Below are 26,225 nucleotides of genomic sequence, written 5' to 3'. Positions count from 1 at the left end.
CAGTACCGTTAATTCGTGCAACAATCATTTTTTTCATTAAATTATTTTTATTAATATAAATCTACTAAATTGCTAACGAAATTTTTTATTTTTTAAAGGTTTAAGAATATTCATACCGAATTCTTAATACTGTATAAAGTTAATTTGATACAGAGGGGTTGCGACAATTTGGAAACACTTCAAACATTCTTAAATGATTTCAATAACAAAATGAAAGAATTATACACGGGCGTTACAGAGGCATCATGGATGGCTCAAACAACGGGGGATCCTGAATGGGCTGGAAAATTAGCGGAAGCTGGTACAAAGATGAGTCTTTTATTTTCCTCCAAAGAAACATTCGAAAAAGCGAAACATTTTCTAACAACAGAAAATGTAACGGAAATTGAAAAACGCCAGCTTCAACTTTTACTAAATAATATGGAAGCTAACCAACTCCCTGAAGACGTAATTGCAGATCTGGCAAAACGCTCTTCTGAACTGAATTTATTATTTAATACTTACTCACCTGAAGTAGATGGGAAAAAGTACTCTGCTAATGACATTCGAGATGTATTGTTAAATAGTGATGATCAGGAATTACGCAAAAAAGTATGGTTTGCTAGTAAGGAAGTAGGAAAAGTCGTAGAAAAAGACCTGCTTGAGCTTGTTAAAAAGCGTAATGAAGCTGCAAAACTACTTGGCTATGATAACCATCATCAAATGGGCTTTGCACTTCAAGAACTAGATCGTGATGAAGTATTTGCTATTTTTAATGACCTAATTGAGCAATCAGATGAAGCTTATCGCACGATGAAATCTGAACTTGATCAGCGTTTAGCAAATAAATTCGGAATTAGTCCAGAGGATATTCGCCCTTGGCATTATGTTGATCCATTCTTCCAAGAAGCACCGCCATCAGATTCAACAAATCTTGATCGTTTTTACAAAGGAAAAGATGTTCTTCAAATTACAACAGATACATTTAATTCTTTAGGTATTAACATAGATGATCTTTATGAAAAAAGCGATTTATTTCCAAGAGAGAAGAAAAATCCAACAGCCTTTTGTATGGATATGAATCGTGAAGGCGACGTACGTGTTCTTTGTAATCTTGTTGAGGATGCGTATTGGATGGAAACAAATCTACACGAATTCGGTCATGCTGCTTATTTTAAATATGCAGATGCTAGTCTTCCATTTGTATTGCGTACCGCAAGTCACACTCAAACAACAGAATCCATTGCGATGTTATTTGGAAAAATGGGTAAAGACCCACGTTGGTTAAAACGCTTCTTACAGGTTGATGAAGCAACTGTAGATGCAATTACTCCTGAATTGGAGAAATTCCAACAATTACAAATGCTTATTCAAGCAAGATGGATTATTACCTTTGTCTTTTTTGAAAAAGAACTGTATGAAAATCCAGATCAGGACTTAAACGCATTATGGTGGAAAACGGTGAATGAAATTCAGCTTGTTACTCCTCCGGATACAACTGATAACCCTGATTGGGCAGCAAAAATTCACTTTACCCTTGCACCAGTATACTACCAAAATTATCTTTTAGGAGAATTAATGGCAGCTCAAGTTCTTCGCCATGTAGAAACAAAGATATCTCCAGAGTTCTTCACAAAAGAAACAGGTGAAATGCTCATCAATGAATTCTTTAAACCAGCTGCTCTTTATAACTGGAATGAAAAAATTAGCCGAATAACAGGTGAACAATTAAACCCTGCTCACTTTGTTGAGGTTTATTGTAAAACACAAGTGAAAAACTAAGAAAAGGATAGCTTGGCCAATATGGTCAATGCTATCCTTTTCCTTATGCTGCAGGTTATTTTTAATTGGTTGCCTCGGTATTTCTTTTGATAAAGGAAATGATATCAATATACAATCTAGTCATTTCTTCAGGAGTTTTATCTAAACCATTTTGAATCCATTGTTCAATTAATCCTAAAAAAGCTGATGTTATAAAAGATAAAAAATACTCCATAGGTACTGTTAAATTAGCAGTGAAGCTTTCATTTTTCTCTAAATTTACACGTACTTTTTCCATAAATGCGGCTCTAAATCGAAGGTGAAAACCTGCTCTACCATGAGCACTAAAAAATATCTTTAATATAGGTGCCTGCATTTCAATAAAGCTGAATAATGTAGCTGCCAGTTGCTCTTGTTCTTTTTCAAATGTTTGAATAGATAAATAATGTGATTGAAGTTCATCAATATGATTTCCTAAATCAGCAAATAACTGCTGTTCAATTTTTTCTAGTAAATCAAATTTATCCACATAGTGTAAGTAAAATGTCCCGCGATTTATTGCTGCATGTTTCGTAATGTCCGAAAGCGCGTCGCATTCGTGAATGATTTATTAAAAAAAAGCATTTGATTTACAGCAGGTTGCAGATCATATTGGTATTAACTACTCTACGTTTACAAAAATTATGCAAGAAGACGATTTCGTTTATATCAAACGTGAAAATCAATACTACAAATTTGTCCGCAACGAGAAGGCTATTCCAACGATTGATAATTCTGCTGACGACTTAACAGCATTTCTCTATGAAAATATAGACGTCCTTAAACAAATTATCGAAAAGCACAAAGCCAACAATGACTTCACAATTGATAAGAAAATATTCGCTTCTAAACTTTCCACTAAGACGTTCCGTATGCCAGAGGAGTTATATCAGCAGTTCGTCCTTACTTGTGAAAGAGAATTCCCGCACTTGAAAATACAGGACATTATTGCGCAATTACTCTTAGACTTTAGTGATAAACACAAATAACCGCCGTTATTCCTTTTGGGATAACCGCGGTTATTTCCGTTGTTAAATATAACTAATTAACCAATCTGGATTCTCTACAACTTCAAATTGTACTTCCTCCATATTTTTAGAGTTTGAACTTAGCCTATATACTTTAATTTGCGATGAATCAAAATGGTTTACTATCACTGAAATCATTAAATTTTTATAGGCTTTTGGGACATAATTGTTTAAACTTTTCAAAGCCCTAAAATCTGTGCTACTTGGGCGTAAATCACTGGAAAGATGGGTATGCCAATCACCTATAAAATATAATTTTTTGTCATAGATTTCATTCAAACTATTGGCGAACTTAGTAGTATGAATATTATCAATTACAATTGAGTATCGTTGCATTTTCGCACGTTTACCTGGATCCGATGCATGGGTTACTAATAATTCTTCACCATATTGACATCCAACTATACAACCGCCCACCTCTTTAAAATCGCCATATCTTCTAATCACATCTCGAATATTCCTCAAAGAATTCTCTGTAAAATAAACCTTTTTAATAGCCATTGCATGCTTCACAATCCCTTGACTTCGGATTTCCTAAATAGTCAATATTATAATGACGGTTTCCTTTTGAATCCCGTTCGCTCCATCTTATATATTGAGTATCTTTTGTATCAATATTTAATAAAGTATCTATGCTTGCTTGAACAATCAGCCCACTTGCGATATTAACGCTCGAAATCCCCCCTATAAAAGTTGGTTGATCACATCCAGGTGCAAATTGAATTTCGGATACTGGTGCGCTGGGTGGAATTTCAGTTCCATAATTTATATTCCAACATCCCCAACAACCTGTATCGCCAGGAATAATTCTTACTACTTCACAACTCCAAGCTCCATTAGTAACAGAACCTATGATTAGAGGAATATTTTCACTTAAACAATACCTATTTAAATAATGAGATACTTTATGAGATCCAGTAGTTTCTATAATTAGATCTGAGCGATTAAGTATTTGATTTAATTTAGTTAATTGTTCGGTACTTCTATGCCCACCAATTCCTATATACTCAACATTGACGTGTGTAGTTGGCATTAATGATAATATTCTTTCCTTAACAACATCTACTTTGGGATAACTAAACATATGTTGTTCCCCCTGATGCCGAATTGAGTTGGCTGGTTCGAAAATATCATAATCAATCAAAGTAATTTTTCTTACACCTTCTTGTGCAATTGATGTTGCAACAAGTGAACCTAATGAGCCCACACCAACCAAAGTAACTTCCTTATGAGCTAAATCCTTGCCGTACGGAGTTCTTATCAAAGAATCATCATCATTTATTATATAACATCTAACCCATTCCGCTTTATCATCGATTATTTTCAAAGCAACCCAACTAATCCGTTTGTTACCTACAAATCCCCAGTCGTCTTCAAAAACAAAAAATAAAAAATGCTTTTTCTTATTTTTTATTTGAATGCGCATATTCGTTAACCACTCAAATATTTTCTCAGTTGTAAATGGAGGTTGTTCTGTAACCTTAAAAATTTGCGCGTTAAAAGTAGGCTTATTATTGAACCATTCATCATAGTTTTTTTCTCTTAAAAAAATTTTTTCATCTACCCATACTTTATCCATGATTCCTCTATGCTTGTCATACCTAACAGTACAATTATTTCTATCATAAAAATTATCTAAAATTAAATCTCCAAAAGGTTTTGGTATTAAAATACCCCCCATTCTGTAGTCATACTGATTAATAAGAGGCTCTGGAACAATATCTTCAACAGTTTCTTCAGCATCATGCGTTTCTGGTGAATATCTTAGTATTAGTTCTTCAATTTCTTCAATTAATTCTATTGCAGAATAAGAAGCTTTCCATCGTTCGCTTGCAAAACCAAACAAACAGAGGCTTTTAGTAAGCTTATTTTGATGTCTTACTAAGATTAAATCTTCACTTACCTCACACTTTACAGTAGGTGGAAATGAAGGGAAGCCGTCAGAATAAATAATCTTTATTGGATATTTAGAATTAACCGAAGAAACACCTTCACACTCCATAGTCCCATCTTTTATATAAATCTCATATCCGTATGACTGTAATATTCTTTTTTCTTTTAAATATAGTTCTCTATTTTTTTCATACCAACGCATATGATTAACCATGCCTTCTTGGAGGTTGCGCTCCCCAATCTGCCGTATCTCTCTTAGACGCGCCACTAAAGCTGAATTTTGACTCATTAGTAGAATCTTCTGTTGTATCATCGTTATATACTTTTTTCCATGCAGATAGCTCTGTTTCATCTCCATTTTCAATACCATCTATATACCCTAAACAGCTTGTTGCCTTTAATCGTAATAGCGTTTTATTGATACTCTTAATAGAATCTGAAACATTATTACTTGAATTAGCAGGATCAATTAATTCAACAGTTTCAACATTTTCTTCAATATATTCTAAAACTTTTTTGGTTTTATCTTTCAAACTCGTTCCTTCAAAACCATCTAAGGCTTTTATTACTAACAACTCCAATGCAAAAGACTTAAACTTTAGGTCGTTTTTATATTTCCAAATTTTCATGAGCCTAATTACTTTGCGACAACCGCTTTCCTTAATATGGTTCTTATGCGTTTCAAGATTAGTTTTTAGTGATGTTCCTGTATCTCTTCTATAAAGCTTTACATCATTATTTGAAGTATCTTCATCTAAGCGTCTGCCAGGAACTACATCGACATTTTCATCCTCTAATCCAATTGAAACATTTTGTTTTCTTGGATTGTCATACTCGCCTTCAAGAAACTCATAGACTGAATCATACATCTTTTCTAACGTATCAAATGCATCCTTTTTAAAATGAACGGCAATGTCGATGTCTTTACTTGAACTAATAGCAGTTTTTTTAGAAATAGAACCCGAATACTTTATTGTTATAATTTTAGATCCATAGTGGTTTTCTAATTTCCCTTTAACTTCATCCCTTTTCGCCTTAATTTCCTCTTTTTCTTCATCGCTTAACTTATAATCCTCTAATAATTGATTCAAATATTCATTAGCAGTCATCTTCATCTTTCCTTTCGTAAGAAATTATATTTGAGAGTGAAATAATACTTGTTGTTAAAGTAGTTTGCATATTAGCAAAAGTAGAATATGGATATTTGTTAGCTAAATTCAAATTATCTCCTTTAAGTTGTTTAAAACCTGTATAAACAATAAGCGGAATTCTTGAATCTTTTTCGATTAATAACTCAAGATATTTTTCAAGAACGTGATTTTCATCTTCATAATTTTCTTCATACATATAAATAATCATGTCCATCTTTTTATCAACAATGAACTCTTGAAATTTATCAAATAAATCCACAGGATGAATTTCAGCTTTTTTTACAATAGCTTTGGCGCGCGTCTGTAATTCTATTGCTAAGTTATCTATCTGATTTTCATTACTAATTATTAATATTTCGCTATTTTTTAATTTGTAATTATTATTAAGCATCCGAGTAAATTCTTTTAATTTGTCTTCATATTCAGTAATTTTCGGATTAATCAATTCTTGAAGCTTTTGTTCAGCATTTACTTTTAAACCTGCTAAAGAATTTTCAATTTCTCGATCAGCATTCTTCCTTACTTCCTCTCTTGACTGTCCAAATAACCAATAAACAACAACAATCGCCCCAGTTACTAATACACCTAAAGCAACAAAGAAGAGATTTACTAAATCAAAAAAGCTCGCTCTATCTTTATCTGCAAACTCAAAATATTTATCATATTGGCTTTCTAAAAAATCTATTGTTTCATCTTTACTATTTGATTGGATACTATTCTTTTCTTCATCAGTAACAACTTTTTCTAACTGAATTACATGCTCATTTAAATTATGTATTTCATTTAAGAGCATTTTTTCCTTTGTCTGGCTCGAGTTACTAATATAGATTAAAAAGAATAAATTGAAAGCTAATAAAGTAATTACCAAATATGGTGCAATTAAACTTACCTTATCAGAGAATCTTTTCGTTCCATCTTTTTTATTATCATTTGACAATCCTTCATTCACCTCTAATTCTATTTTCAATACCATAAAAAAAAGACAGCTCTAATAAACTTAGAAACTGTCTTTCGTACTTATTCTGGATGTCTGTTCATGATGTTATAGTTCGCGCACAATTTCTTCATCTAATATCTTTTTGCGCTTCTCCCAGTCTGGCATTAGCGCAAATAACATATTGTAAAAGCTTTCACTGTGGTTGTTGTATTTAAAGTGTATTAATTCATGCAGTATTACATAATCAATGCAGTATTTTGGTGCTTTGATAAGCTCTGTATTAATAAGAATCGTTTTGTTATCAATATGCGCAGAACCCCAGCGCGCTTTCATAACGCGGATGTCGAGGGCAGGCTTATCAACGCCATACTTTTTCATTACGACAACCATCTTATTTAATGATTCACCGAATACTTTATATGCCTTTTCATTATACCATGCTTCCATCAGCTGTTCCTTTTTACAATAGTCGGTTGGATCTGATACGAGTAAATGAATAAAGCCTCGAAAATACTTGACCTTTTCCTCCGTAGAAGGTTCAACGCGCAGGCGATATTGCTTGCCTAAATATTTGAACGACTCACCGCTAACATATTCGCGTTCGCTTTGCTTAAGCGGAAGTACATCTTCAAACTGCTTTACGTTCTTTAAAATCCATGAACCTTTGCTTTTCACAAAGTCATATATAAAACTTAATGGTACTTTTTCATTTGCTGACACTGCGATGCTCATGTCAGGCTTAATGTTTAAATTGACGTTTTTAACGTCCTTTCGTTCGATCCAAAAATCAATGGGCTGAGTGCCATAATGAATTTGGTGTTTTTCCATATTGCTCACTACCTTAATAGCGCTTAAGAGCTACTACCTTAATTTGTTCAATTATTTTGAGGATTACATCATCCTCTAAAACTACATTTTTTTCTTTAGAAAAATCATATAATAAATCGTCAATATCTTGTTCGATACGATTGTGCACTTGCGCATTATTATGCCAATCTACCTTTTTATGGCGCTTAATAATAGTATCCATTTCTATTGATAGTTTAGCAAAGTCTTCCTCGCCATACGACACTTGTTCATCTTTCATCGTTAAAAGGTCCTTTGTCACGCCATAAAACGCTTGTGCATGACCGTTATCTTTAATGATGGCTGGATAATCTTCTTTTGGCTCACCTTGACGGAATTCGTTTAACAATTCATTCATTGAGTTTAAATAGTCCGCCTCAGAAATGCGCTTCTCTTTATACTGATCGATTACTTCTTGAATACGCTCTGAGAACTTCTTATAGTAAGAAGGATTTTCGTCCCATTTAGCGCTCACACTTTTCGTTAAACGTGTACGAATTGCGTCCGCCTTTGCGCGCTTCGAGCCAAGACGATCAAGCTCCTCCTTGAAACCTTTTTCATCCAAAATATTCACTAACTTTGTGACTTGTAATGCTGGTCCCGCTGAAATATAATTATCCAGTAATTTTTGCATCTTCGCTTCGTATTCTTTATGGTCAATCGAATCAGAATAGCGTAATTTCACAGCTTTACGTAGCTCTTGGAAGAACTTTAAGTCTTTCTTGTACTTAGACAGCTCTTCTTCCTGCAAGGCATTATATATACGCTCTGATTCTAAAGCAATTGCAAGGTTGCGCGCAAATTTGCTCAAGATATTATAAAAGTAGTTGCGCAGTTCTTCATCCTCTAATAGTACCTCATATTTTTCTACGTCCGATTTATTTCGAACTGTTGCAAAAATATCCCATAGTTGTGAATGATACTGACGAAGGTCACCAATAATTGTGATGACGTCATAAATCGCACCTTGAATGTCCTCAGGATCGAAGTTTTCAAGCCCGCCACCAGAATACATTTGTAATGCTTCGTCTAACTTTTCAAGTAATCCACGGTAATCAATAATTAAACCGTAATCTTTCCCCTCATACAGTCGGTTAACACGTGCAATCGCTTGTAAAAGTGTATGCTCCTTCATCGGTTTATCAATATAAAGAATGGATGCTCTCGGTGCGTCAAATCCTGTTAATAGCTTATCTACAACGATTAATAAATCGATGTCATCCCCGTTAATGAATTCATCTTTAATAGCGTCTTCATAAGCTTCTGGAGAGCCATATCGCTCCATCATCTTCTTCCAAAAACGTTGTATTAAATCTTGAGAATCTTCATCAATCGAATCATGCCCTTCACGCTGGTCTGGCGGTGAAATAACGACAGCACAATTTAATTCCTCATATTCTTCAAATGCTTCTAAATACCGTATAGCCTCTAATTTACTATTTGTAGCAAGCATCGCTTTGAATTGAGAACCCTGAACTTTATAGTTTCGTACAAAATGTTCATTAATATCGAGTGCAATCATACATATACGTTGATTAGAGGAAGCAATTCTTTCAAAATGCGCCCACTTTTTCATAACTTCTTCTTTTTGCTTTTCACTTAAATGTCGCGTAATCATTTCTAACCTAAGGTCTATAACCTCTTTATTTACACTTTGATCAATCATTTTTCCTTCATATAATAAAGGTACAATCGCTTTATCATTCACCGCGTCTGCAATTGTATATTTATGAATTAGCTTACCGAATTTAATCATCGTACTCTTTTCTTTTTTCATTAAAGGTGTACCAGTAAAGCCGAGATACGACGCGTTCGGGAATACTTTCTTCATTTTGTTATGAAGCTCCCCATACTGTGTGCGGTGCGATTCATCGACAAGTACGAAAATATCACGCGAATCATTTACTTGTTGCTTCGCCTGCGCTGTGTCAAACTTATGCACTAAAGTTGTGACGATGTCAGTGTTACCGTCATTAAGCAATGCAATTAAATGATTACCTGAATTCGCACGGCTTGCTTTTAAGCGCGTATGATTAAACGTCTTATGAATTTGTTTGTCTAATTCTACACGGTCCGTTACAACGACTACTTTCGGATTTACATTTGATAGCTCTGTTAAAATGTAGCGCGCGAGCATCACCATTGTTAAACTTTTCCCCGAACCTTGCGTGTGCCATATAACACCTGATTGGCGGTTGCCGTTTTCATCACGCTGTTCAATCGTTTGCAATATTTGTTTGATTGCAAAGTATTGCTGGTATCGAGTTACTTTCTTAACATCTTTGTCAAATAGCGTGAAAAATGCCGTTAGTTCTAATAAACGCGCTGGGTGGAATAACGAAATAATGTTTTTATCCTGCGTCGTTGGTAAGCGATCTGTTACAGCGTTTTGTAGCAATTGCTCTAACCAATCCTGCTCTTCTTCTTTCCAAACAGACCAGAATTTCTTCGGCGTACCGCACGTTGCGTACTGCGTTTCATTTTTATTTGTCGCCATGACAATTTGAACAAACTTAAACAACTGCGGGATATATTCTTTCTTTTGGTTACGAATCATTTGGCTAATGCCTTGATTCATAGAGATGGATGCTTTTTTACATTCAATAACTGCCAAAGGAATACCATTTATAAAAAGTACAATGTCAGGACGCACAAGCTTGCCATCCGCGCGCTCAACAGAAAACTCTTCAACGACATGAAAAACATTATTTTCGATATTATCCCAGTCAATAAATTGTAGTGTAAAAGATTGCTTTGAGCCGTCTGGAAGGAACTCCGTATAGCTTCTTCCTAACATAATTGTTTCATAAATCGCTTCATTCGCCTTTACAAGTCCATTCGTTAATGGCTCGTCTAAATCGCGAATTGCTTGCTGAATATTATTTTCGCTGAAGGCGTAATATTCATTTTTGTATTCATAGCGATTGATTTTGCGTAACTGCTCGTCCAGCACATCACGAAGTAATACGTTATAAAGATTCCCGCGCATTTGTTCTGCTTGTTCAGCAGGGATATATGTATATCCAAGACGTTGCAATACTGCCAGCGCAGGCTTTTGGCTTATCGTCATTTCATCATAAAGTTGCTCAGTGGACACATCGCCACCTCCAATCTATAAATGAAGGAAAAGAGCGAGGGCGTTAAACCTTCACTCGGATTTTTCCTGTTAAGAGTTGTTGCATAAGTGCTTGTCTTTGCTGTTTTAATAATTTAAGCTCTTGCTTGAGTAAATTCACTTCATTATCCATTCCACTTAATACTTTTACAATCGCTTTTTGCTCATTTAAATTAGGCATTTTCAATTCAAATTCTTTTAACCAACCAGTATTTAAATTTTTTTGCGATGAACCCGCAACTTGTGATTCAATTTGTTTTTTAAATAAGTTCGATTGCATCCAATACTTTACAAAATAGTTCAGACTACTTTCATTTTTCATTCTTAAAAAACCTAAACTTACAAAAATACAAAACGCCATATCTTCATTTAAGACGATAGGATTACCCAATGTACCTACACGTCCAAACAAAATATCTCCTTTTAAAGGCTTTGCATTACTTGTAGAGCTTTCAAATTCTTCACGACTTATATATTTAGTATTACTAAAATCAAGCTTATCACCATCCAAATCTTTTACAGATAAAAATGGAACTCCTTCTGAAACATATTTTGGCGTATACGTCAAACCTAAGTATATTTCTGCTATATCTTTAACTTTTTTTAATTCCCACTCTTCTTCAAATCCTTTTAATCGCTGTTTACTTGTCAAAAGTCTTTCCATTAACCCTTTTTTCTGCTCTTTTTTATGCTCGATTAACTTTTCTTTTAGTTCAATTGCTTTGTCCCAAGTAGATAATATAGACACTATTCTCTGTTGTTCATCTTTTGAGGGTAGTTTTATTGATAAGTTTGCCAATTCTTTTGAATAAATATGGACTACCGAATGCCCTTGACCTAATTTTGCTCTCTCTATTGCTAACTTCCCATGATTTAGGGTATATGCGAGATACTGATTATTGATACCTTTTGTTCTCAAAATTATAATATCCCCACCTGCATATGCAACTGAATCATCCAAATACGCAACAGATTTCCCTATCTCTTCTTTTGTTTCTCCAGACCCAGCAAACAATATATCATCTTTTTTAATTTCGATACTTTTTTTAGCTGTTTCTTCATCTATAAAAGAATAAAATTGTTTTATATAATTATGATGGCGTGTATAGATTTCCCCATATAAAACACACGGATAACCTGTTTCCTTGGTATCGCCTTTAGAGATACCTTTGCCTTTTAAAAAGGCTCCTAACTCTCCCAGCTTTTTTTCTTCCCAATCATTTGGGTAAACCATACTTGAATTTATTCGATCCATATTACTCGCTTCCTTTTATTTTTCTGTTTTGTTCCAGATACTCTTCAAAATCATCCTTCTTCGGCTCCGCTAATCGATTTTGATGGAAGACTTCATATTGCTCCTTAGCAAATTGTTCCGCCAGCTTTGCACTAATTTTTCCTGCGTTCGTTAAAATATCATGTTCATTAAATTCTAAAAACGCATCCAACTTTTGTGCCCAGTCCTTCATATACATCGGCTTCTTCTTTTTCGCCTGCGACTCAGCATAATCTAAATACATCGTAACAATACGATTTAAATCACTTAGTTCTTCTTGAGTTAAGTAATTTTTCGCAACAGTCACATCATGTTTGCGGACTTTATCGCCTTTCCAGCTTGTTAAACCCATATTAGGTTTCGTTGCGTCCGCGCGCTCTACAATTAATTCAGAAGTTGTATGCCCATGAATGGCAAAATGTAGCTTGTTTTGAACTGTTGCAAAGAAATCTCTTGCAATAGTTGAATTCGGATCATAATCAATTGATGTTGCGTAAATGTCCGTAATTTTTTGATAGAATCGTCTTTCCGAAGCTCGAATATCGCGAATACGTTCAAGTAATTCATCAAAGTAATCTGAACCAATATTACGCATATCTTTTAGGCGTTCATCGTCCATAGTGAAGCCTTTGACCATATATTCATTTAAACGCTCTGTTACCCATTGGCGAAATTGCGTACCGCGGTGTGAGCGAACGCGGTAACCAACTGCTATAATCATTTCAAGATTATAAAAAGTTACTTCTCTCTCTACCTCTCGACTACCTTCAATTTGAACTATTCGGTTTTTCCGAATAGTTGCTTCTTCGGCAAGTTCGCCTTCAGTATAAATATTTTTTATATGTTCATTAATTGTTGGAACACCTTTTTGAAACAGCTCAGCCATTGCTTTTTGCGTCATCCAAACCGTTTCACCTTCTAAGCGCACTTGGATTTTTGTATCACCATTTTCAGTCTGGTACATTAAAAAGCTTGTTTCATTTGACATTAAATCACCTCTATTTATAACGCTGGAGCCATTGAAAACTCGCTCAATCTTTTACTAAAGTTTTTTGTAATTTTTTGCGCATCGACTTTTAGTTCGAGCCCTGTTCCGTATAACAAATAATTCCATGATCCTTTCTCAGATTTAACAGATACTCTACGATTTTCAGTCTTGAAATCTATTCCTATGCATCGGTTAAATTGCTCTCTATTCAAAATAGCTATTTCACTATTTACTAAATCTTCAACTCCGCATATAAACGCAAACATATTAATAGATTCGTCTTGCAAAATATTATTCAGTTCATCTGTATTAAAGGGAAAATGCCACAGCTTGTCTTGACCTTTATTTGCTTGCTTTGATACGTATTTTGTATAAACTTTAAAATCCCCATAATTTGTTGCTAATTTATAAATACGCCTTTTGTCGCTATTTTCAATAATAGCTGGAGCAAATCCGCTATTCACTAATTGTGACAAGAATGCTCCATAATAAAAATCTGCTTTTGCTAACATCCCTAACTCCCCTTTGTGATTATTAGTTATATCGTTACAACCCTAACTCCTTCAAATACTTCTCCATTTCGGCTTCTACTACTGCTAATTCCTTCTTGATGTCCGCGATATTTTGCTTCACTGCTTCCATATCAACTGGCTCTTCCTCTTCGAATGTGTCAACGTAACGAGGAATGTTAAGATTAAAGTCGTTTTCTTTAATTTCCTCAATAGTAGCTACATATGAGTATTTATCAATTGTTTCGCGCTTTTCATAAGTCGCTACAATCTTTTGTAGGTCTTGTTCGCGCAATTTGTTTTGGTTTTTCCCTTTTTCGTAGTTGCCTTCACCTGATGCGTCTATAAATAATACATCTTTGCGCGTGCGACCTTTCTTGAACACAAGAACACATGCTGGAATACTTGTACCGTAGAACAGCCCTTCTGGTAAACCAATTACTGCATCCAATAAATTCATTTCAATGATTTGTTGACGAATTTTCCCTTCACTTGCGCCACGGAATAACACACCATGTGGCAAAATCGTTGCCATTGTTCCATTTTCAGCTAATGAATAAAGCATGTGTTGTACGAAAGCATAATCGCCTTTAGATGTGGGTGGTACGCCCCATTCAAAACGGCGGTGTGGGTCTAAACTTGCTTCCATTTTAAATTTACTATCTGAATTACTTTCACCTGCAAAGCCCATCGCCCATTTGTCTAATGAGAAAGGTGGGTTCGCAACAATCTTTTGGAACTTCATTAGCTTGCCATCTTCTAAGTGAAGCGGATTGGCTAACGTATCGCCCCATTCAATATTTGCATCATCAATTCCGTGAAGATACATGTTCATTAATGCCAATGAATGTGTTGCGCCGTTACGCTCTTGACCATAAATTGCCACTTTATTATTTGGTACTTGCTTTGCAACGCGAATTAATAATGAGCCTGAACCACATGTTGGGTCATAAATACGGTCATTTTCTTCTGGCTTTACTAAACGAGCTAACAACTCAGATGCCATAGTTGGCGTGTAAAATTCACCGCCCTTTTTCCCTGCATCCGAAGCGAATTGCTCAATCATATATTGATAAGCGTTTCCGATAATATCTTCATCACCAATAACAGATGGTTTTAAATTAAGCTTGTTAATGTCTTCTAACAATGTGCGTAGCATCGCATTACGTTCTTTTGCTTTTCCTAAAATCGCTTCACTATTGAAGTCGATATTGCGGAAAACGCCACGAAGCTTACCAGTATTTTCATTTTCAATACGCTCTAAAACTTTATTGATGATTTCACCGATTTCAGAATCATTACGTTTGCTATACAGATAATCAAAAGTTGACTCATTATCTAACACAAAACGCTCACGTGTTAATGCGCGCTGAATACGTTGTTCATCACCGTTATAACGCTCTGTGTATTCTTCTAAATGCTCTTTATATGAATCACTTAAATATTTAATGAACATCATCGTTAAAATGTAGTCCTTATAAATACTTGAATCGATTTTTCCGCGGAATGTATCCGCGGCCTGCCATAATATACTATTGATTTGATCTTGTGAAACTTTTTCTGCCATGTGAATTCCTCCTGTTACATTCCTTGAAGTACTTTATTTGTTTGTGCTTGGAATAGCTTTTCTTTTTCTTCTATTAAGCTTGTTAGCAACTGTTTTTCTTGTAAATGAAGTTTGTACAATTGCACGATATTTCGTTGCTTTTCTATGTCGATTTGTTCAATTGGAATCGCATTTAAAGTTGCCTTATTCGTACTCGGGATTTTCGTTCCTGATTGACCTTTTTCCAGCTCTTTCTTTACAAACCCTGTATTCAAATACCATGCCACATACTCAGGTAAAAAGAGATCGACCTGTACTTTGATTACTGCAAAAGTAGATGGGATTAGTAACTGCTTTTTCGATGCATCAATATACGTCGCCGAATACGGATAGTTTAGCCGAAACAGTATATCGCCTTCTTCTGTAAAGTGTTGCGGACTTAATACATCATTACTTTGAAATTGCTCGAACGGTTCATTTAGTGAATCTACGTTTTTCAAAGTAAACATATCGTAAATTGCTTTAACTTCGTTCTTATTCATCGCTTTTTTGCGCGTAATGACCATACCTGAGCGTATATCCGCAATATCTCCTATTAGCAAAACTCACACCTCCATTTCGTTAAATTAATCATTTAACAATTAAGTTAAATGCATCATATAACGAAATGGTTGTGTTTGTAAAATGTTTTTTGAATTTTTTAAAATCGTTACAAAGGCAACGATTTCAATTGCGGGGAATGAATATATGTCGAGTTCTAATCGAATAGCTATTATAATCACTAATCTAATTTGAAATAGACGCACAAACATATTGCGATTAATAATACAATTGCAATATAACTCGATGTTGAATATACGTCTAATGATAATTACGCTTAGAACTTCAATTATACTCGGCATTTAGTTGCAAATAGATTCGTCAACATAATTCATTCATATTTTTCGTACAGCGCGTTTAATGGGTTTTCTAATTTACTCGGAGTTTTTCGGTATGAGGATTGAATTGATATTCAAATCATTTAGAAGTTGTAATACTTTATTATATTTATATGGGGTTAACTGTTTTTTCAATGTACTTAATCCATACGTTGAACATTCTCCTTCTTTAAACTTCCATGATGAGATGGAAAAACAATTACTCATTGGTGTTGAACTGGAAAAGTACCATGCCCGCCATTTAATGGTGGCTTTTAAAGATGTTCAAGTACTTATACTAAAGTATATTTATTAATGAGGTAATTATTTAAAATTAACTTTATATTTTGTTTGCCATTCACTTGTGGTAAGGTTCACCGGAACTGATGTAAAGGCGGTTTTTTCTCCACAAATAAACTTCTTATTTTACATTTATACGAATAAAATGTATTATATAATTAACATAAATTGAGGTGGAGTGTATTTTATGTCTTTTATTACGCAAGAACAAATACTAAAAGTATTAGTTGGCTTCAATCCATGGTGGAATACAGAAAAAATTCCTGATAATTTAACTCGTCCTGTTAAGAGACTCGCCTTTTATGAAGCTAAAAAGATTTTTTATCATCCTCAAATACGTCGTGAAATCATACTTTCTGGTCCAAGACGAGTTGGCAAAACTACAATTATGTATCAAATGATGGAGGAATTAATTGAAACTGTTTCATCAAAACAGATTCTTTATGTATCTTTTGACCATCCAATGTTAAAATTTTCTAATATCGGAGAAATAATCGATGTTTTTGAAAATAATATTTCATCCAACACGGACGAATTGTATCTATTCTTCGATGAAATTCAATATGCACCCGATTGGGACACCTGGTTAAAAACACTTTATGATCAACATCCGCAATATAAAATCTTAGCTACAGGGTCAGCTAGTCCAATTATTTCATCTAAAATGGCTGAAAGTGGTGTTGGTAGATGGACTCAAATAAAAATACCAACACTCTCCTTTTATGAATATATTGAACTTTTAGATATTAAACGACCAAAACTACCTTTAGGAATTAAACCTACATCTCTTGCTCAATTAACTCCAAAAGAATTAGCTGATTTAATGGTTTCATTAAAGCCTTTACAGAAACATTTTCATAATTATTTACTAATTGGAGGATTTCCTGAAATTGCTCTAACCGATGACATTAGTTTCGCCCAAAAAATTATCAGAGAAGATGTTGTAGATAAAGTCATAAAAAGAGATATCGTTTCCCTATTCAACGTCCGTAATGTTGCTGAATTTGAAAAGATTTTTTTATATTTGTGTATGACAAGTAGTAACATATTGGTACAAGATACAATTGCTAAAGAAGTAGGCGTAACTCGACAAACTATTAGTAACTATATTGAGTTACTTGAACAAGCAAATTTAATCTACTCAAGCCGCCCATTAGATTTAAGTGGGAAGAAAATTTTAAAATCAAAACCTAAGATCTATTTAGCTGACCCTGCAATCAGGAATGCTGTTTTAATGTTGGGAGAAGAAGTATTAACAGATCCTTTAGAAATGGGCATTATAATTGAAACTGCTGTTTATAAACATATTCATACATTCTTTTATAAACAACAATTAGAGATTTGTTACTTTAGAGATGCAAAAACTCAAAAAGAAATTGATGTTATAGTATCATTCCCAATAGGAAGAATTTTAATTGAAGTAAAATACAGACAAAACTCTACAATTTCTGAAAATGAAGCTATCGTTCAATGGGCAAATGACCCTAATACTAAAGGTGCTATTATCGTTACTAAAAATGACGACGATTATGGTATTACTAAACATACCACTACAACCTCTGTTATACGAATTCCTGCATTCGCATTTTTATACTTACTTGGAAATGCCGAAAAGGAGGGGTATGCAAATCAAAATTAAAACTGACCATTTAGAACATTATCATTTCAATGTTCTAAATGGTCTTTCTCATAACCGCACTTACTTATGATACGGTTCACCGTATCAATCTAAAGGCAATGGTTAAGATACAAAGCCAGTCGAAGTTTCACTTTCCCCACAAGCAATTATCGAGTTTGTTTGATAACTGCTTGTGCAACTCCGTAGAAAATGAATGATCCAGTTTTAGAAAGCACCTCTTAATAAAAGATTAATGTATGTGTCTTGATCTAAAAGTCTACTATTACTCAATGTTTCAATTGTAGTATCAACACTATCTCTTACTTGTGCAAAAATCTGCTCCAAACTTGCAGATGAATCTTCTTCTAAGCGATGCATGACAACAGACATAGCATACTCTATATACTCATATAAATGTTTTGAGAATAAATTTGTATTATTGTATTGCATTTGACCAGAGTGTACGATTGAGTTTCTTATTCGATACAACCTATGAACATGTTGCTGAACATTCTTTTTATGCTCTTCAAGAAGGGTTGCACATTTTTTACCATCTTTTAATATATTGCAAAGCTCTCTAAGCCTGTAAGATAGCAAGATATTATGATCTTCAAACTCTGCTGTCATATTATTGAGAAACTCTTCATTCCAAAAAAGAGATAGTGCTTCTTGTGGAGTCAGTTTTCCTATTCTATAGTTTCGTTCTCTATAGATTATTTCCACATCGCAACGATTACAATCTTCAAGAAAATTCTTAATTAGGCTATAAATATAGTTATGAGTTGAAAAGGAGGAAACAAACATTTTTACATTCTCTATACCACCTTCAAATTCTCTTGAATGAACAAAAGATTCAATACCTATCCACAGGTTAATGAATGTAGATTGAGGAGATAAAGATTCATCACTTATTCTTGTAAATTCAAATAAGCTTTTTAACTTTCTATTAACCTCTTTATCCCCAGTCTCAAGTTGATTCAGAACTCTATTCATCATAGAATCTGGAGCCCTGAATTTTCTTTTCTTAGTTGACAAATCTACTTCAACATTTCGCAAGTATTTAGGGGAATCGGGCAACAGTATGATAGGTGACGTATCAAAAACTGGAATAGGAAACCCATAGAAGTTTAATATATCTAATTTTCCGACAATTTTTTGCCAAGCATTATTTACACCAGAATAGGCATCTAAGGAATCATATACTACCCTCACATACTCTTTATTCTTAGAAATATGATTTTCTAATTCATAGTCAGAATAAGTATTCAATACTTCTTGACCAGATAAAATTTCTAATTTCAATTCAACTAATCTTGATTTTGTACCTTTTGCTAAATCCTTTTTTACTGAGAATAAAAATACAAACGGCAGTGGTTCACTACTCAACTTACTAAAAAACTTTTCAAACTTTTTACTAACACTATCCTCAGCTGTCAATAATAATTCGAAGGCAGACAAATATAATTCATCTACGGACCATCCCCTTCCCATCAGTTCACTCGCTAAGGTTTGCATAGCATTTTCTATTTCTGCGAACCGCTCTTCACTATTTGACAGCAAACTGTCTATTTCAGTGATCACCCATGTCAAGTAATGCTTTTCTATATATCGAATAACATATTCAACTTGATAAATAATTGAATAAAGCTTTGTGATGTTTTCTGCTTTTGGGGCTCTCTGAAGAGAGTTTTCTAAAATTCTTGAATATGAAACTGCATTCTTTTTAAGCACTTCATCACCATTAATAACTTTCTTCACTTCTTCAAAAACAATAAAAAGATGATTATCATTCCTTTTTATGTTACCCTCAATCATTTCTTTACAAACATAGTTTAACTCTTTTAGAGCTTGATGAGTATTCAAATATCTTACTGCATATTTACTATGAGTATGTATATTGAGAAGTTCAATCCAACGTTGAATAAAAAATACTTGATTTGAGTTAAAGTCCCCATATTGCAGTATATCTCTATTGTTTAAATGCCTTTCCACTTATTTTACCCCCGTAATTTTTCGTTGACATTTCACCTGGAACATGTATATAATATCTAAAGTATACCAAATAATAATAACGATAGTTAAGGAGCCCCATTGGTCTTGAGGATATTCCCAACCCTTTGGTACGCTCCTTTTATTATACCACAAAGAAGAACATATGTTTTGAAAAAGGAAGAAACTTGTTAGCAAAATACTTACAAGTTCCTTCCTTTTTGGGACGAGGGGACAGGCACCTCGTCCCACTTTTCAATTATTCTGAAGTCAGGACATTGTACCTGTCCCTCTGTCCCTATTCAGTCTGAAATTACAGACTTTCAAAAATCAAAGGAGGAACCAAAAATGATTGATGAGATTCTGAGAAAAATTATAAGAGAAGAATTAGCCACTTTCTCTAATGAAATTAAGAACCTTGCAAAAAAGAATAAAGAAAATTATTACGGTAGAACTGTCCTAACAATTAAGGAAGCAGCAAATCATTTTCGAGCAAGCCCATCTTCCATATATAGTTTAATTAAAGAAAATGGAATGCCTCACTTTAAAATCCATAGCAGGCATTATATTGTTCTTGAAGAGGCAGAAGCATATTTGTGGAGGGAAACTGCAAAATCTTATGCTGATGAAGGTAATATATATTGGCAGCGAATTTTGCAACGGCTCAATTGGGAAGAAAGGGAAAGAGACGCTGCATATGAGAAGGCACTTAAAAGGTTAGAAGAAAGTACATATTAAAGTTTGAAATTATGTTAATAAATTATTCTTAGAAATACAAAGAGCACAGTCTATATTAAGAGTGTGCTCCTTTACTTTTCTAATAACTAGATTTTTTCGATCCACTCTTTATTAATAACAATTTCCACTCTCTGTTTACCACTATTTGTGACGGTTCTCCTACTTGGCATTGGTAATACAAATGTTTTTCTAACTATATTCAATTGACCAATTTCGTTAATTTTCTAAGTTAAAATTATAACGATACACACAAATACTCATTTTATTTGTGTCCTAAATCATTTTCCTGATAATATAATTACACATATCCCCCCTAGGGGGTTATTAGGAGGTAGAAATGTCTGGTCATCATAAGCATAGAAAAAGTATTGTTAACCGTTTAGCAAGAATTGAAGGTCATGTCCGCTCAGTCAAGGAAATGGCTAAAGAAGACCGGGATTGCAGTGATTTACTTATACAAATATCTGCTATACGGTCTGCTTTAGATAATTGTGGAAAACTAATATTAAAAGACCATATTGAGGGATGTGTTACTGATGCAATTAAGAAAGGAGATAACGAGGTTTTAAAAGACTTAAATGATGCTATTGATAAATTTGTAAGATAGGGAGATTACTTAATGTCTGATAATAATCATTACTCCAATAAGAGTATTTTAAAGATGATCATTGTTCTTGCTATTCCCGCAGTAATTGAAAACTTCTTTCAGACTATATTAGGCTTTGTTGACACGTTTTTCGTTGCACAAATTGGGATTAATGAAGTAACTGCTGTAGGTGTATCAAATGCTATACTTGCTATATACTTTGCTGTTTTTATGTCTATTGGGATATCCACAAATGTATTCATAGCAAAATACAATGGTGCTAAAGAATATGAAAAAGCAGAAAAGATGGCTCAACAGTCCATAATACTAAGTATAATCACTGGGTTAATATTTGGCGTTATTACATTAATCTTTGCTGAACTATTACTTAGACTTATGGGAATAGAAGATACAGTGTTAGAGCAAGGTGTCCTTTACTTTAAAATTGTTGCAATCCCATCTGTACTAATTTCTTTAATGTTTGGCTTAAGCAGTATTTTAAGGGGAACTAAAGATACTAAGACACCTATGAAGGTAACTATTCTAATTAATATTATTAATATTATTTTAGATTACGTTCTAATATTTGGTTTTTGGTTTATTCCTTCTTTAGGAATTGCAGGAGCAGCATGGGCTACTGTTATTGCTAGATTAATAGGTGTTATTATTCTTTTCTATCATGTCAAAAAATCATCAGTAGGAAGTAAAATAAATTTTACCAATTGGTCTTGGGATAAAGAACTTCAAAAAGAGTTGATCCAACTTGGTACTCCTGCTATGGCTGAGCGTTTAGCGATGAGGATAGGTCAAGTTTTGTATTTTGGTTTTATTGTTAAACTTGGTACTGAGACCTTTGCTGCTCACCAAATTGCAGGAAATATAGAAATTTTTTCATATATGATTGGTTATGGTTTTGCTACAGCAGCAACAACACTAGTTGGAGAAATGATAGGATCAAAACAATACGAGTTTGCAAAAAAAACAGCCTATTATTCTACCGCTCTTGGTGTTGGCTTCATGTCCATTTTCGGCTTATTTTTATTCTTGTTTGGTGAATGGACTGCTACATTTTTTACAAATGACAACGAGGTAATCCAACAAATTGCAATAGCCTTGAAGATTGATGCATTTATACAACCTATACTAGCAGTTGTATTAATTCTTACTGGAGTGTTTCAAGGAGCAGAAAATTCTAAGTATCCTCTCTATTTGACTACTATAGGAATTTGGCTAATCCGCACAGTTGGTGTATATGTATTAGGAATTTGGCTTGGAATGGGTATAGCGGGTATATGGATTGCAATTGGATTAGATAATCTATTTAGGGCAGTATTATTATTTAGGAAAATCCATAAGAACCAATGGATAAATAAAAACCGTATTAAACTCAGTCTAGAATAAAGATAGGTGCCTAAAAGTTTTTATTTTGGGCACCTTTTATATCTGTTTAATAAGTCTATTTTTTAAAGTTTCAGTTTATCTAAGTAATCTTTGTTTACTAATACTTCCACCCTTTGTTTTACCACTATTTATGATACGGTTCACCTTTAATAATCCTAAAACTTCGATAAATCTGCTCCACCAACACGAGCTTCATTAACTGATGAGGTAGTGTCATTTTCCCAAAGCTAAGCTTTTCATCCGCGCGTTTCATGACATCTTCATGCAAGCCAAGTGATCCACCAATGACAAAGGCTATCTTACTTGTTCCATATGTCATAAGTGACTCTAAATCCCTTGCCATTTCTTCGGAAGATTTCATTTTACCTTCGATTGCTAGGGCGATTACATGCACTCCATCACTGATTTTAGAGAGGATTCGTTCCCCTTCTTTTTTCTTCACGATTTCCATTTCCGCTTCACTTAACTGTTCAGGTGCTTTTTCATCAGGAACTTCTACTATCTCCACTTTTGCATATGCACCTAAACGCTTTACATATTCATCTATCCCCATTTTTAAGTATTTCTCTTTTAACTTTCCTACTGAAACGATTGTGATATTCACAACTTATCCACCTTTACAATTGAGCAAAACTTATTAATCCACATAATAGGATTATACAGGTTTGTATTTCCCAAAATGCTAAACTCAATAAAATATTGATTTTATAATTATTTCCCACTGTGAATTTTTAGCTATACACAGCTTATTCACATTTACAATTTATTTACAAACACTTTATCCCCAGAGTTATCCACATTACCCACAATTAATTTCAATATATTGTGTAAAGTTATTTTCTTGATACTATATATGTTGCCTCTTCTTCACAATAAGAACATTTTGTGGGTAACTCATTTTTCTCGTTGATTTTATCCAGGATTGGAAACTCTCCAGTCTCAGCAACAAACATATCTAAAGCCTGATTTATATGCGTTTCGCAGCTATATTTCTCCAAAACGTAAACCTCTTTTCTTTTGTTAAATTTCCACATAGTTATTCACACTATGCTCTAATTTATCCACAAGCTATTGTATCAAACAAAAAAGGAGTAGGAAAGAAAAGGATATTCTCTCACTACTCCTTGTGCAAAAGTTTATTTTATTTTTAATTGTTATCCACAAATACAAATTTAAATTGTGTAAAATAAATCGTTATGTGCTTATGTGTATAACTCTATTACTGGATTTGGTGCAGAAGTGAACTATTCTTTATACGCTAGTTCCCTCTGTTAGTTTCAATTGCATTTCCATCAATTTACCTTGACGATATACTTTAATTGTTAAAGTATCACCAATCTCCGTTTCATTATAAAGATGTTGTCGTAAATCAATGGCGTTTTCAATCTTTTCACCATCCATTTCAACAATGACATCATATTGTTGAACTCCTGCACGGTCTGCGGCTGAACCTTGAACTACTTCAGATACAACGACACCTGTTGTCACTTCTTCAGGTAATTTTAAAGTTTGTTGTTGATAGAATGCTGGTACATCTGTTAGGTCTAAAAGTCCAATACCCATTGTTGGTCTTTTCACTTCACCATTTTTCTCTAACTCTTGAATAATTGGAATAACTGAATTTATAGGAATTGCAAAACCTAAACCTTCTACTGCTGATTCTGCAATTTTCATGGAGTTAATACCAATTAAATCCCCTGCAATATTAACTAGGGCACCACCACTATTACCTGGATTAATCGCTGCATCGGTTTGTAAAACTTCTGTTTCCCAATCTTCCATACCATCTGAGTTTAAATCAACTGGAACAGCTCGATCTTTACCAGAGATAACTCCTGTTGTAACTGATCCATAAAAATCTAGTCCAAGTGGGTTACCAATAGCAATTACTGTTTCACCTTGTTTTAAAACATCAGAATCTCCGAATTCAGCAACAGTTTTAACATTTTTACTACTAATCGAAACGACTGCTAAGTCTGTCCAAATATCACTACCAACTAGAGTAGCCTCTTCTTTTGTTCCGTCAGCTAATGTAACTTCCAATTGTTTTGCTTTCTCTACAACATGATAGTTCGTAATGACATAGGCTTTATCGTCTTCAATTTTGTAAATTACACCTGAACCACTACCTGCTTCTTGTTCCATAGAACGTTGATTCCAGAAATCTGTAATCTCTTGAATATTTGTGATACCGACAACTGCCTCAGATACCTTTTCAACGGCTTTTGTAATATCTGTTGTAACTTCTGTTGCAGTCTGTTCAACAGGTGTTTCTGTTTCATTATTTGAATTTGCTGATCCACCAGGTAGTTGTCCTACCATAGAAGGCAGTAAAAGCCACATAACTAATGCTCCGACGATGACACCAGATAATGCACTTACAAAATAACCACCTTTATGGCCACCTTTTTTATTTGCTTTTCTTTTGTTTTCCTCTTCCTCTTCACGCTTTAAACGTTCTTGTAAGGGGGAGTATTGAGGATTTGTGAAATGTATATTTTGTTGTTGATTTGGATTGAACTGGTTATTTGGATTCGTCGGATCATTATTAAAATCATTCGAACGTTGATGTTCATTTTCATAATCATTGTAATTACTCATATCGCTCATCCTTCCTTTTCCTTTTGTTATTATGATACAAATCAAACATTAAAATTACATGAAAATGATTTAAAACAAAATTAAAAAAGTGGTTATCTGAAAGTTAAACTTTCGAGACTAACCACTTTTAGATTACCCAAATTGATATTCGATTTTACTTTACTTGATAATCAATTTAATAATTAATATTAATGTAACTATCTCAACTAGCATGTCCAGTTTTAAACAGTAACTAGTAAAGTTGGCTCTTCAGCATCCGTGTCATGAAGGTGTACATACTCACCTGTAATAATTCCACATGATTGAAGTGTTTGTGTCACACTCATTCTTGCTAAGTCTTTCATATTATTATCTTTACTTAAATGTGCTAAATAAATCTGAGTTGGCTTTTCAAATACGACCTCACTCATGGCAATAGCAGCATCCTCATTGGAAACATGTCCTACGTCGCTTAAAATACGACGTTTGACTGACCAAGGATAACGACCCATTTGAAGCATGCCAATATCATGATTACTTTCAAATACATAAGAATCCGCGCCTCGTATGATTCCTTTCATACGATCACTAACATATCCTGTATCTGTTATAACAACGAGTTTACGATCATTTTCATGAAAAGCGTAAAACATTGGATCTGCAGCATCGTGTGAAACAGCAAAAGATTCTATACTTAGAGAACCAAATGATTGAACAGTTTCCATGTTAAATAAGAAACGTTGGTCACATGGTATATTGCCGATATGATCTTCCATAGCGAGCCATGTTTTTTCATTCGCATATATCGGAACTTTATACTTACGAGCAACTACCCCAAGTCCCTTTATATGATCACTATGTTCATGGGTAACAAGTATGCCCGATAGTTTTTTCATATCTCGATCAATTTTAGCAAATAGTTGCTCCATCTTTTTACCGCTTAATCCCACATCTACTAGAAATGCATGATCATCATTTTCTACGTAGATTGCATTTCCAGAACTGCCACTTGCTAAAACACTAAAACGCAT

The 26,225-nt window shown here is 33.9% G+C and carries 24 protein-coding genes; 7 read left to right on the top strand and 17 right to left on the bottom strand.

All coding sequences use genetic code 11. The annotated features are described in order from the left end of the window. Positions 1-168: 168 nt before the first annotated feature. Positions 169-1,761 (top strand): M2 family metallopeptidase, encoded by a 1,593-nt coding sequence (locus ACOQFO_RS12930; protein WP_421690084.1) that lies wholly within the window; start codon positions 169-171, stop codon positions 1,759-1,761. Between the two features lie 61 nt (positions 1,762-1,822). Here the strand turns inward: ACOQFO_RS12930 and ACOQFO_RS12925 are convergent, their stop codons facing one another. Beyond that, positions 1,823-2,269, bottom strand: a complete 447-nt coding sequence (locus ACOQFO_RS12925) for a TetR-like C-terminal domain-containing protein (protein WP_421690083.1) — start codon at positions 2,267-2,269, stop codon at positions 1,823-1,825. A 154-nt stretch (positions 2,270-2,423) separates the two neighbouring features. On the opposite strand from ACOQFO_RS12925, the gene ACOQFO_RS12920 reads away from it, so the two are divergent. Then, positions 2,424-2,768 (top strand): hypothetical protein, encoded by a 345-nt coding sequence (locus ACOQFO_RS12920; RefSeq protein ID WP_421690082.1) that lies wholly within the window; start codon positions 2,424-2,426, stop codon positions 2,766-2,768. 42 nt (positions 2,769-2,810) lie between these two features. Here ACOQFO_RS12920 and ACOQFO_RS12915 read toward each other — a convergent pair whose 3' ends face one another. The 11 genes from ACOQFO_RS12915 to ACOQFO_RS12865 all read right to left on the bottom strand — a co-directional run bounded on the left by ACOQFO_RS12915 (position 2,811) and on the right by ACOQFO_RS12865 (position 15,667). Next, entirely contained in the window at positions 2,811-3,308 is a 498-nt protein-coding gene (locus tag ACOQFO_RS12915) for a hypothetical protein (RefSeq protein WP_421690081.1), read from the bottom strand. After that, on the bottom strand, positions 3,298-4,989 hold the full coding sequence (locus ACOQFO_RS12910; protein WP_421690080.1) for a ThiF family adenylyltransferase: 1,692 nt from the start codon (positions 4,987-4,989) through the stop codon (positions 3,298-3,300). Before ACOQFO_RS12910 ends, ACOQFO_RS12915 begins: the two co-directional genes overlap by 11 nt. Beyond that, a complete protein-coding gene (locus ACOQFO_RS12905; protein WP_421690079.1) occupies positions 4,907-5,809 on the bottom strand; it encodes an SMODS domain-containing nucleotidyltransferase in 903 nt (300 codons plus the stop codon). Before ACOQFO_RS12905 ends, ACOQFO_RS12910 begins: the two co-directional genes overlap by 83 nt. Further along, the gene (locus ACOQFO_RS12900) at positions 5,799-6,788 is read right to left on the bottom strand and encodes a hypothetical protein (protein ID WP_421690078.1); all 990 of its coding nucleotides are present in this window, start codon (positions 6,786-6,788) and stop codon (positions 5,799-5,801) included. Before ACOQFO_RS12900 ends, ACOQFO_RS12905 begins: the two co-directional genes overlap by 11 nt. A gap of 105 nt (positions 6,789-6,893) precedes the next feature. Then, positions 6,894-7,616, bottom strand: coding sequence for a M48 family metallopeptidase (locus ACOQFO_RS12895; RefSeq protein ID WP_421690077.1), 723 nt, complete (start codon positions 7,614-7,616; stop codon positions 6,894-6,896). A 13-nt stretch (positions 7,617-7,629) separates the two neighbouring features. Then, a complete protein-coding gene (locus ACOQFO_RS12890) occupies positions 7,630-10,731 on the bottom strand; it encodes a type I restriction endonuclease subunit R (protein WP_421690076.1) in 3,102 nt (1,033 codons plus the stop codon). Between the two features lie 43 nt (positions 10,732-10,774). Then, a complete protein-coding gene (locus ACOQFO_RS12885) occupies positions 10,775-12,004 on the bottom strand; it encodes a restriction endonuclease subunit S (RefSeq protein ID WP_421690075.1) in 1,230 nt (409 codons plus the stop codon). A gap of 1 nt (position 12,005) precedes the next feature. Then, entirely contained in the window at positions 12,006-13,010 is a 1,005-nt protein-coding gene (locus tag ACOQFO_RS12880) for a virulence RhuM family protein (RefSeq protein WP_421690074.1), read from the bottom strand. Positions 13,011-13,024: 14 nt separating this feature from the next. Beyond that, positions 13,025-13,522 (bottom strand): hypothetical protein, encoded by a 498-nt coding sequence (locus ACOQFO_RS12875; RefSeq protein ID WP_421690073.1) that lies wholly within the window; start codon positions 13,520-13,522, stop codon positions 13,025-13,027. A 34-nt stretch (positions 13,523-13,556) separates the two neighbouring features. Then, complete coding sequence (locus ACOQFO_RS12870) at positions 13,557-15,086, bottom strand: type I restriction-modification system subunit M (RefSeq protein WP_421690072.1); 1,530 nt, start codon at positions 15,084-15,086, stop codon at positions 13,557-13,559. Between the two features lie 14 nt (positions 15,087-15,100). Then, complete coding sequence (locus ACOQFO_RS12865) at positions 15,101-15,667, bottom strand: restriction endonuclease subunit S (RefSeq protein ID WP_421690071.1); 567 nt, start codon at positions 15,665-15,667, stop codon at positions 15,101-15,103. Positions 15,668-16,058: 391 nt separating this feature from the next. On the opposite strand from ACOQFO_RS12865, the gene ACOQFO_RS12860 reads away from it, so the two are divergent. Both ACOQFO_RS12860 and ACOQFO_RS12855 read left to right on the top strand, forming a co-directional pair. Further along, positions 16,059-16,298 (top strand): hypothetical protein, encoded by a 240-nt coding sequence (locus tag ACOQFO_RS12860; RefSeq protein WP_421690070.1) that lies wholly within the window; start codon positions 16,059-16,061, stop codon positions 16,296-16,298. A gap of 171 nt (positions 16,299-16,469) precedes the next feature. Further along, positions 16,470-17,921 carry an ATP-binding protein gene (locus ACOQFO_RS12855; RefSeq protein WP_421690069.1) on the top strand — a complete coding sequence of 484 codons (1,452 nt, stop codon included), beginning with the start codon at positions 16,470-16,472 and terminating at the stop codon, positions 17,919-17,921. A 204-nt stretch (positions 17,922-18,125) separates the two neighbouring features. On the opposite strand, the gene ACOQFO_RS12850 is transcribed toward ACOQFO_RS12855, so the two are convergent. Then, positions 18,126-19,892 (bottom strand): hypothetical protein, encoded by a 1,767-nt coding sequence (locus ACOQFO_RS12850; RefSeq protein ID WP_421690068.1) that lies wholly within the window; start codon positions 19,890-19,892, stop codon positions 18,126-18,128. Between the two features lie 345 nt (positions 19,893-20,237). Between ACOQFO_RS12850 and ACOQFO_RS12845 the strand changes: the two genes are divergently transcribed. From ACOQFO_RS12845 to ACOQFO_RS12835, 3 genes are all read left to right on the top strand, one after another. Continuing rightward, positions 20,238-20,627: a helix-turn-helix domain-containing protein gene (locus ACOQFO_RS12845; RefSeq protein WP_421690067.1), complete on the top strand. Its 390-nt coding sequence runs from the start codon at positions 20,238-20,240 to the stop codon at positions 20,625-20,627. 337 nt (positions 20,628-20,964) lie between these two features. After that, on the top strand, positions 20,965-21,234 hold the full coding sequence (locus ACOQFO_RS12840) for a metal-sensing transcriptional repressor (RefSeq protein WP_421690066.1): 270 nt from the start codon (positions 20,965-20,967) through the stop codon (positions 21,232-21,234). Between the two features lie 12 nt (positions 21,235-21,246). Beyond that, a complete protein-coding gene (locus ACOQFO_RS12835; protein WP_421690065.1) occupies positions 21,247-22,614 on the top strand; it encodes an MATE family efflux transporter in 1,368 nt (455 codons plus the stop codon). Positions 22,615-22,738: 124 nt separating this feature from the next. On the opposite strand, the gene rlmH is transcribed toward ACOQFO_RS12835, so the two are convergent. The 4 genes from rlmH to ACOQFO_RS12815 all read right to left on the bottom strand — a co-directional run bounded on the left by rlmH (position 22,739) and on the right by ACOQFO_RS12815 (position 26,225). Further along, complete coding sequence (gene rlmH, locus ACOQFO_RS12830) at positions 22,739-23,218, bottom strand: 23S rRNA (pseudouridine(1915)-N(3))-methyltransferase RlmH (protein ID WP_421690064.1); 480 nt, start codon at positions 23,216-23,218, stop codon at positions 22,739-22,741. Positions 23,219-23,447: 229 nt separating this feature from the next. Further along, positions 23,448-23,612, bottom strand: a complete 165-nt coding sequence (locus tag ACOQFO_RS12825; RefSeq protein WP_421690063.1) for a CxxH/CxxC protein — start codon at positions 23,610-23,612, stop codon at positions 23,448-23,450. A 253-nt stretch (positions 23,613-23,865) separates the two neighbouring features. After that, positions 23,866-25,215 (bottom strand): S1C family serine protease, encoded by a 1,350-nt coding sequence (locus tag ACOQFO_RS12820; RefSeq protein WP_421690062.1) that lies wholly within the window; start codon positions 25,213-25,215, stop codon positions 23,866-23,868. Between the two features lie 221 nt (positions 25,216-25,436). Continuing rightward, on the bottom strand, positions 25,437-26,225 hold the full coding sequence (locus ACOQFO_RS12815) for an MBL fold metallo-hydrolase (RefSeq protein WP_421690061.1): 789 nt from the start codon (positions 26,223-26,225) through the stop codon (positions 25,437-25,439).

Origin of the sequence: Ureibacillus sp. MALMAid1270 (assembly GCF_049202975.1) — a bacterium.
Classification (GTDB): domain Bacteria; phylum Bacillota; class Bacilli; order Bacillales_A; family Planococcaceae; genus Ureibacillus.
Note: the sequence above shows the minus strand (reverse complement) of the source record. Positions and strands in the feature narration are given on the sequence as shown.

Excerpts from the sequence above, each read along its gene's own strand:
- ACOQFO_RS12875 (WP_421690073.1), bottom strand. The coding sequence starts at position 13,522 with ATGTTAGCAAAAGCAGATTTTTATTATGGAGCATTCTTGTCACAATTA.
- ACOQFO_RS12820 (WP_421690062.1), bottom strand. The coding sequence starts at position 25,215 with ATGAGTAATTACAATGATTATGAAAATGAACATCAACGTTCGAATGAT.
- ACOQFO_RS12910 (WP_421690080.1), bottom strand. The coding sequence starts at position 4,989 with ATGAGTCAAAATTCAGCTTTAGTGGCGCGTCTAAGAGAGATACGGCAG.
- ACOQFO_RS12860 (WP_421690070.1), top strand. The coding sequence starts at position 16,059 with ATGAGGATTGAATTGATATTCAAATCATTTAGAAGTTGTAATACTTTA.
- ACOQFO_RS12920 (WP_421690082.1), top strand. The coding sequence starts at position 2,424 with ATGCAAGAAGACGATTTCGTTTATATCAAACGTGAAAATCAATACTAC.
- ACOQFO_RS12845 (WP_421690067.1), top strand. The coding sequence starts at position 20,238 with ATGATTGATGAGATTCTGAGAAAAATTATAAGAGAAGAATTAGCCACT.
- ACOQFO_RS12815 (WP_421690061.1), bottom strand. The coding sequence starts at position 26,225 with ATGCGTTTTAGTGTTTTAGCAAGTGGCAGTTCTGGAAATGCAATCTAC.
- ACOQFO_RS12870 (WP_421690072.1), bottom strand. The coding sequence starts at position 15,086 with ATGGCAGAAAAAGTTTCACAAGATCAAATCAATAGTATATTATGGCAG.
- ACOQFO_RS12915 (WP_421690081.1), bottom strand. The coding sequence starts at position 3,308 with ATGGCTATTAAAAAGGTTTATTTTACAGAGAATTCTTTGAGGAATATT.
- ACOQFO_RS12885 (WP_421690075.1), bottom strand. The coding sequence starts at position 12,004 with ATGGATCGAATAAATTCAAGTATGGTTTACCCAAATGATTGGGAAGAA.
- ACOQFO_RS12835 (WP_421690065.1), top strand. The coding sequence starts at position 21,247 with ATGTCTGATAATAATCATTACTCCAATAAGAGTATTTTAAAGATGATC.
- ACOQFO_RS12895 (WP_421690077.1), bottom strand. The coding sequence starts at position 7,616 with ATGGAAAAACACCAAATTCATTATGGCACTCAGCCCATTGATTTTTGG.
- ACOQFO_RS12905 (WP_421690079.1), bottom strand. The coding sequence starts at position 5,809 with ATGACTGCTAATGAATATTTGAATCAATTATTAGAGGATTATAAGTTA.
- ACOQFO_RS12840 (WP_421690066.1), top strand. The coding sequence starts at position 20,965 with ATGTCTGGTCATCATAAGCATAGAAAAAGTATTGTTAACCGTTTAGCA.
- ACOQFO_RS12880 (WP_421690074.1), bottom strand. The coding sequence starts at position 13,010 with ATGTCAAATGAAACAAGCTTTTTAATGTACCAGACTGAAAATGGTGAT.
- ACOQFO_RS12855 (WP_421690069.1), top strand. The coding sequence starts at position 16,470 with ATGTCTTTTATTACGCAAGAACAAATACTAAAAGTATTAGTTGGCTTC.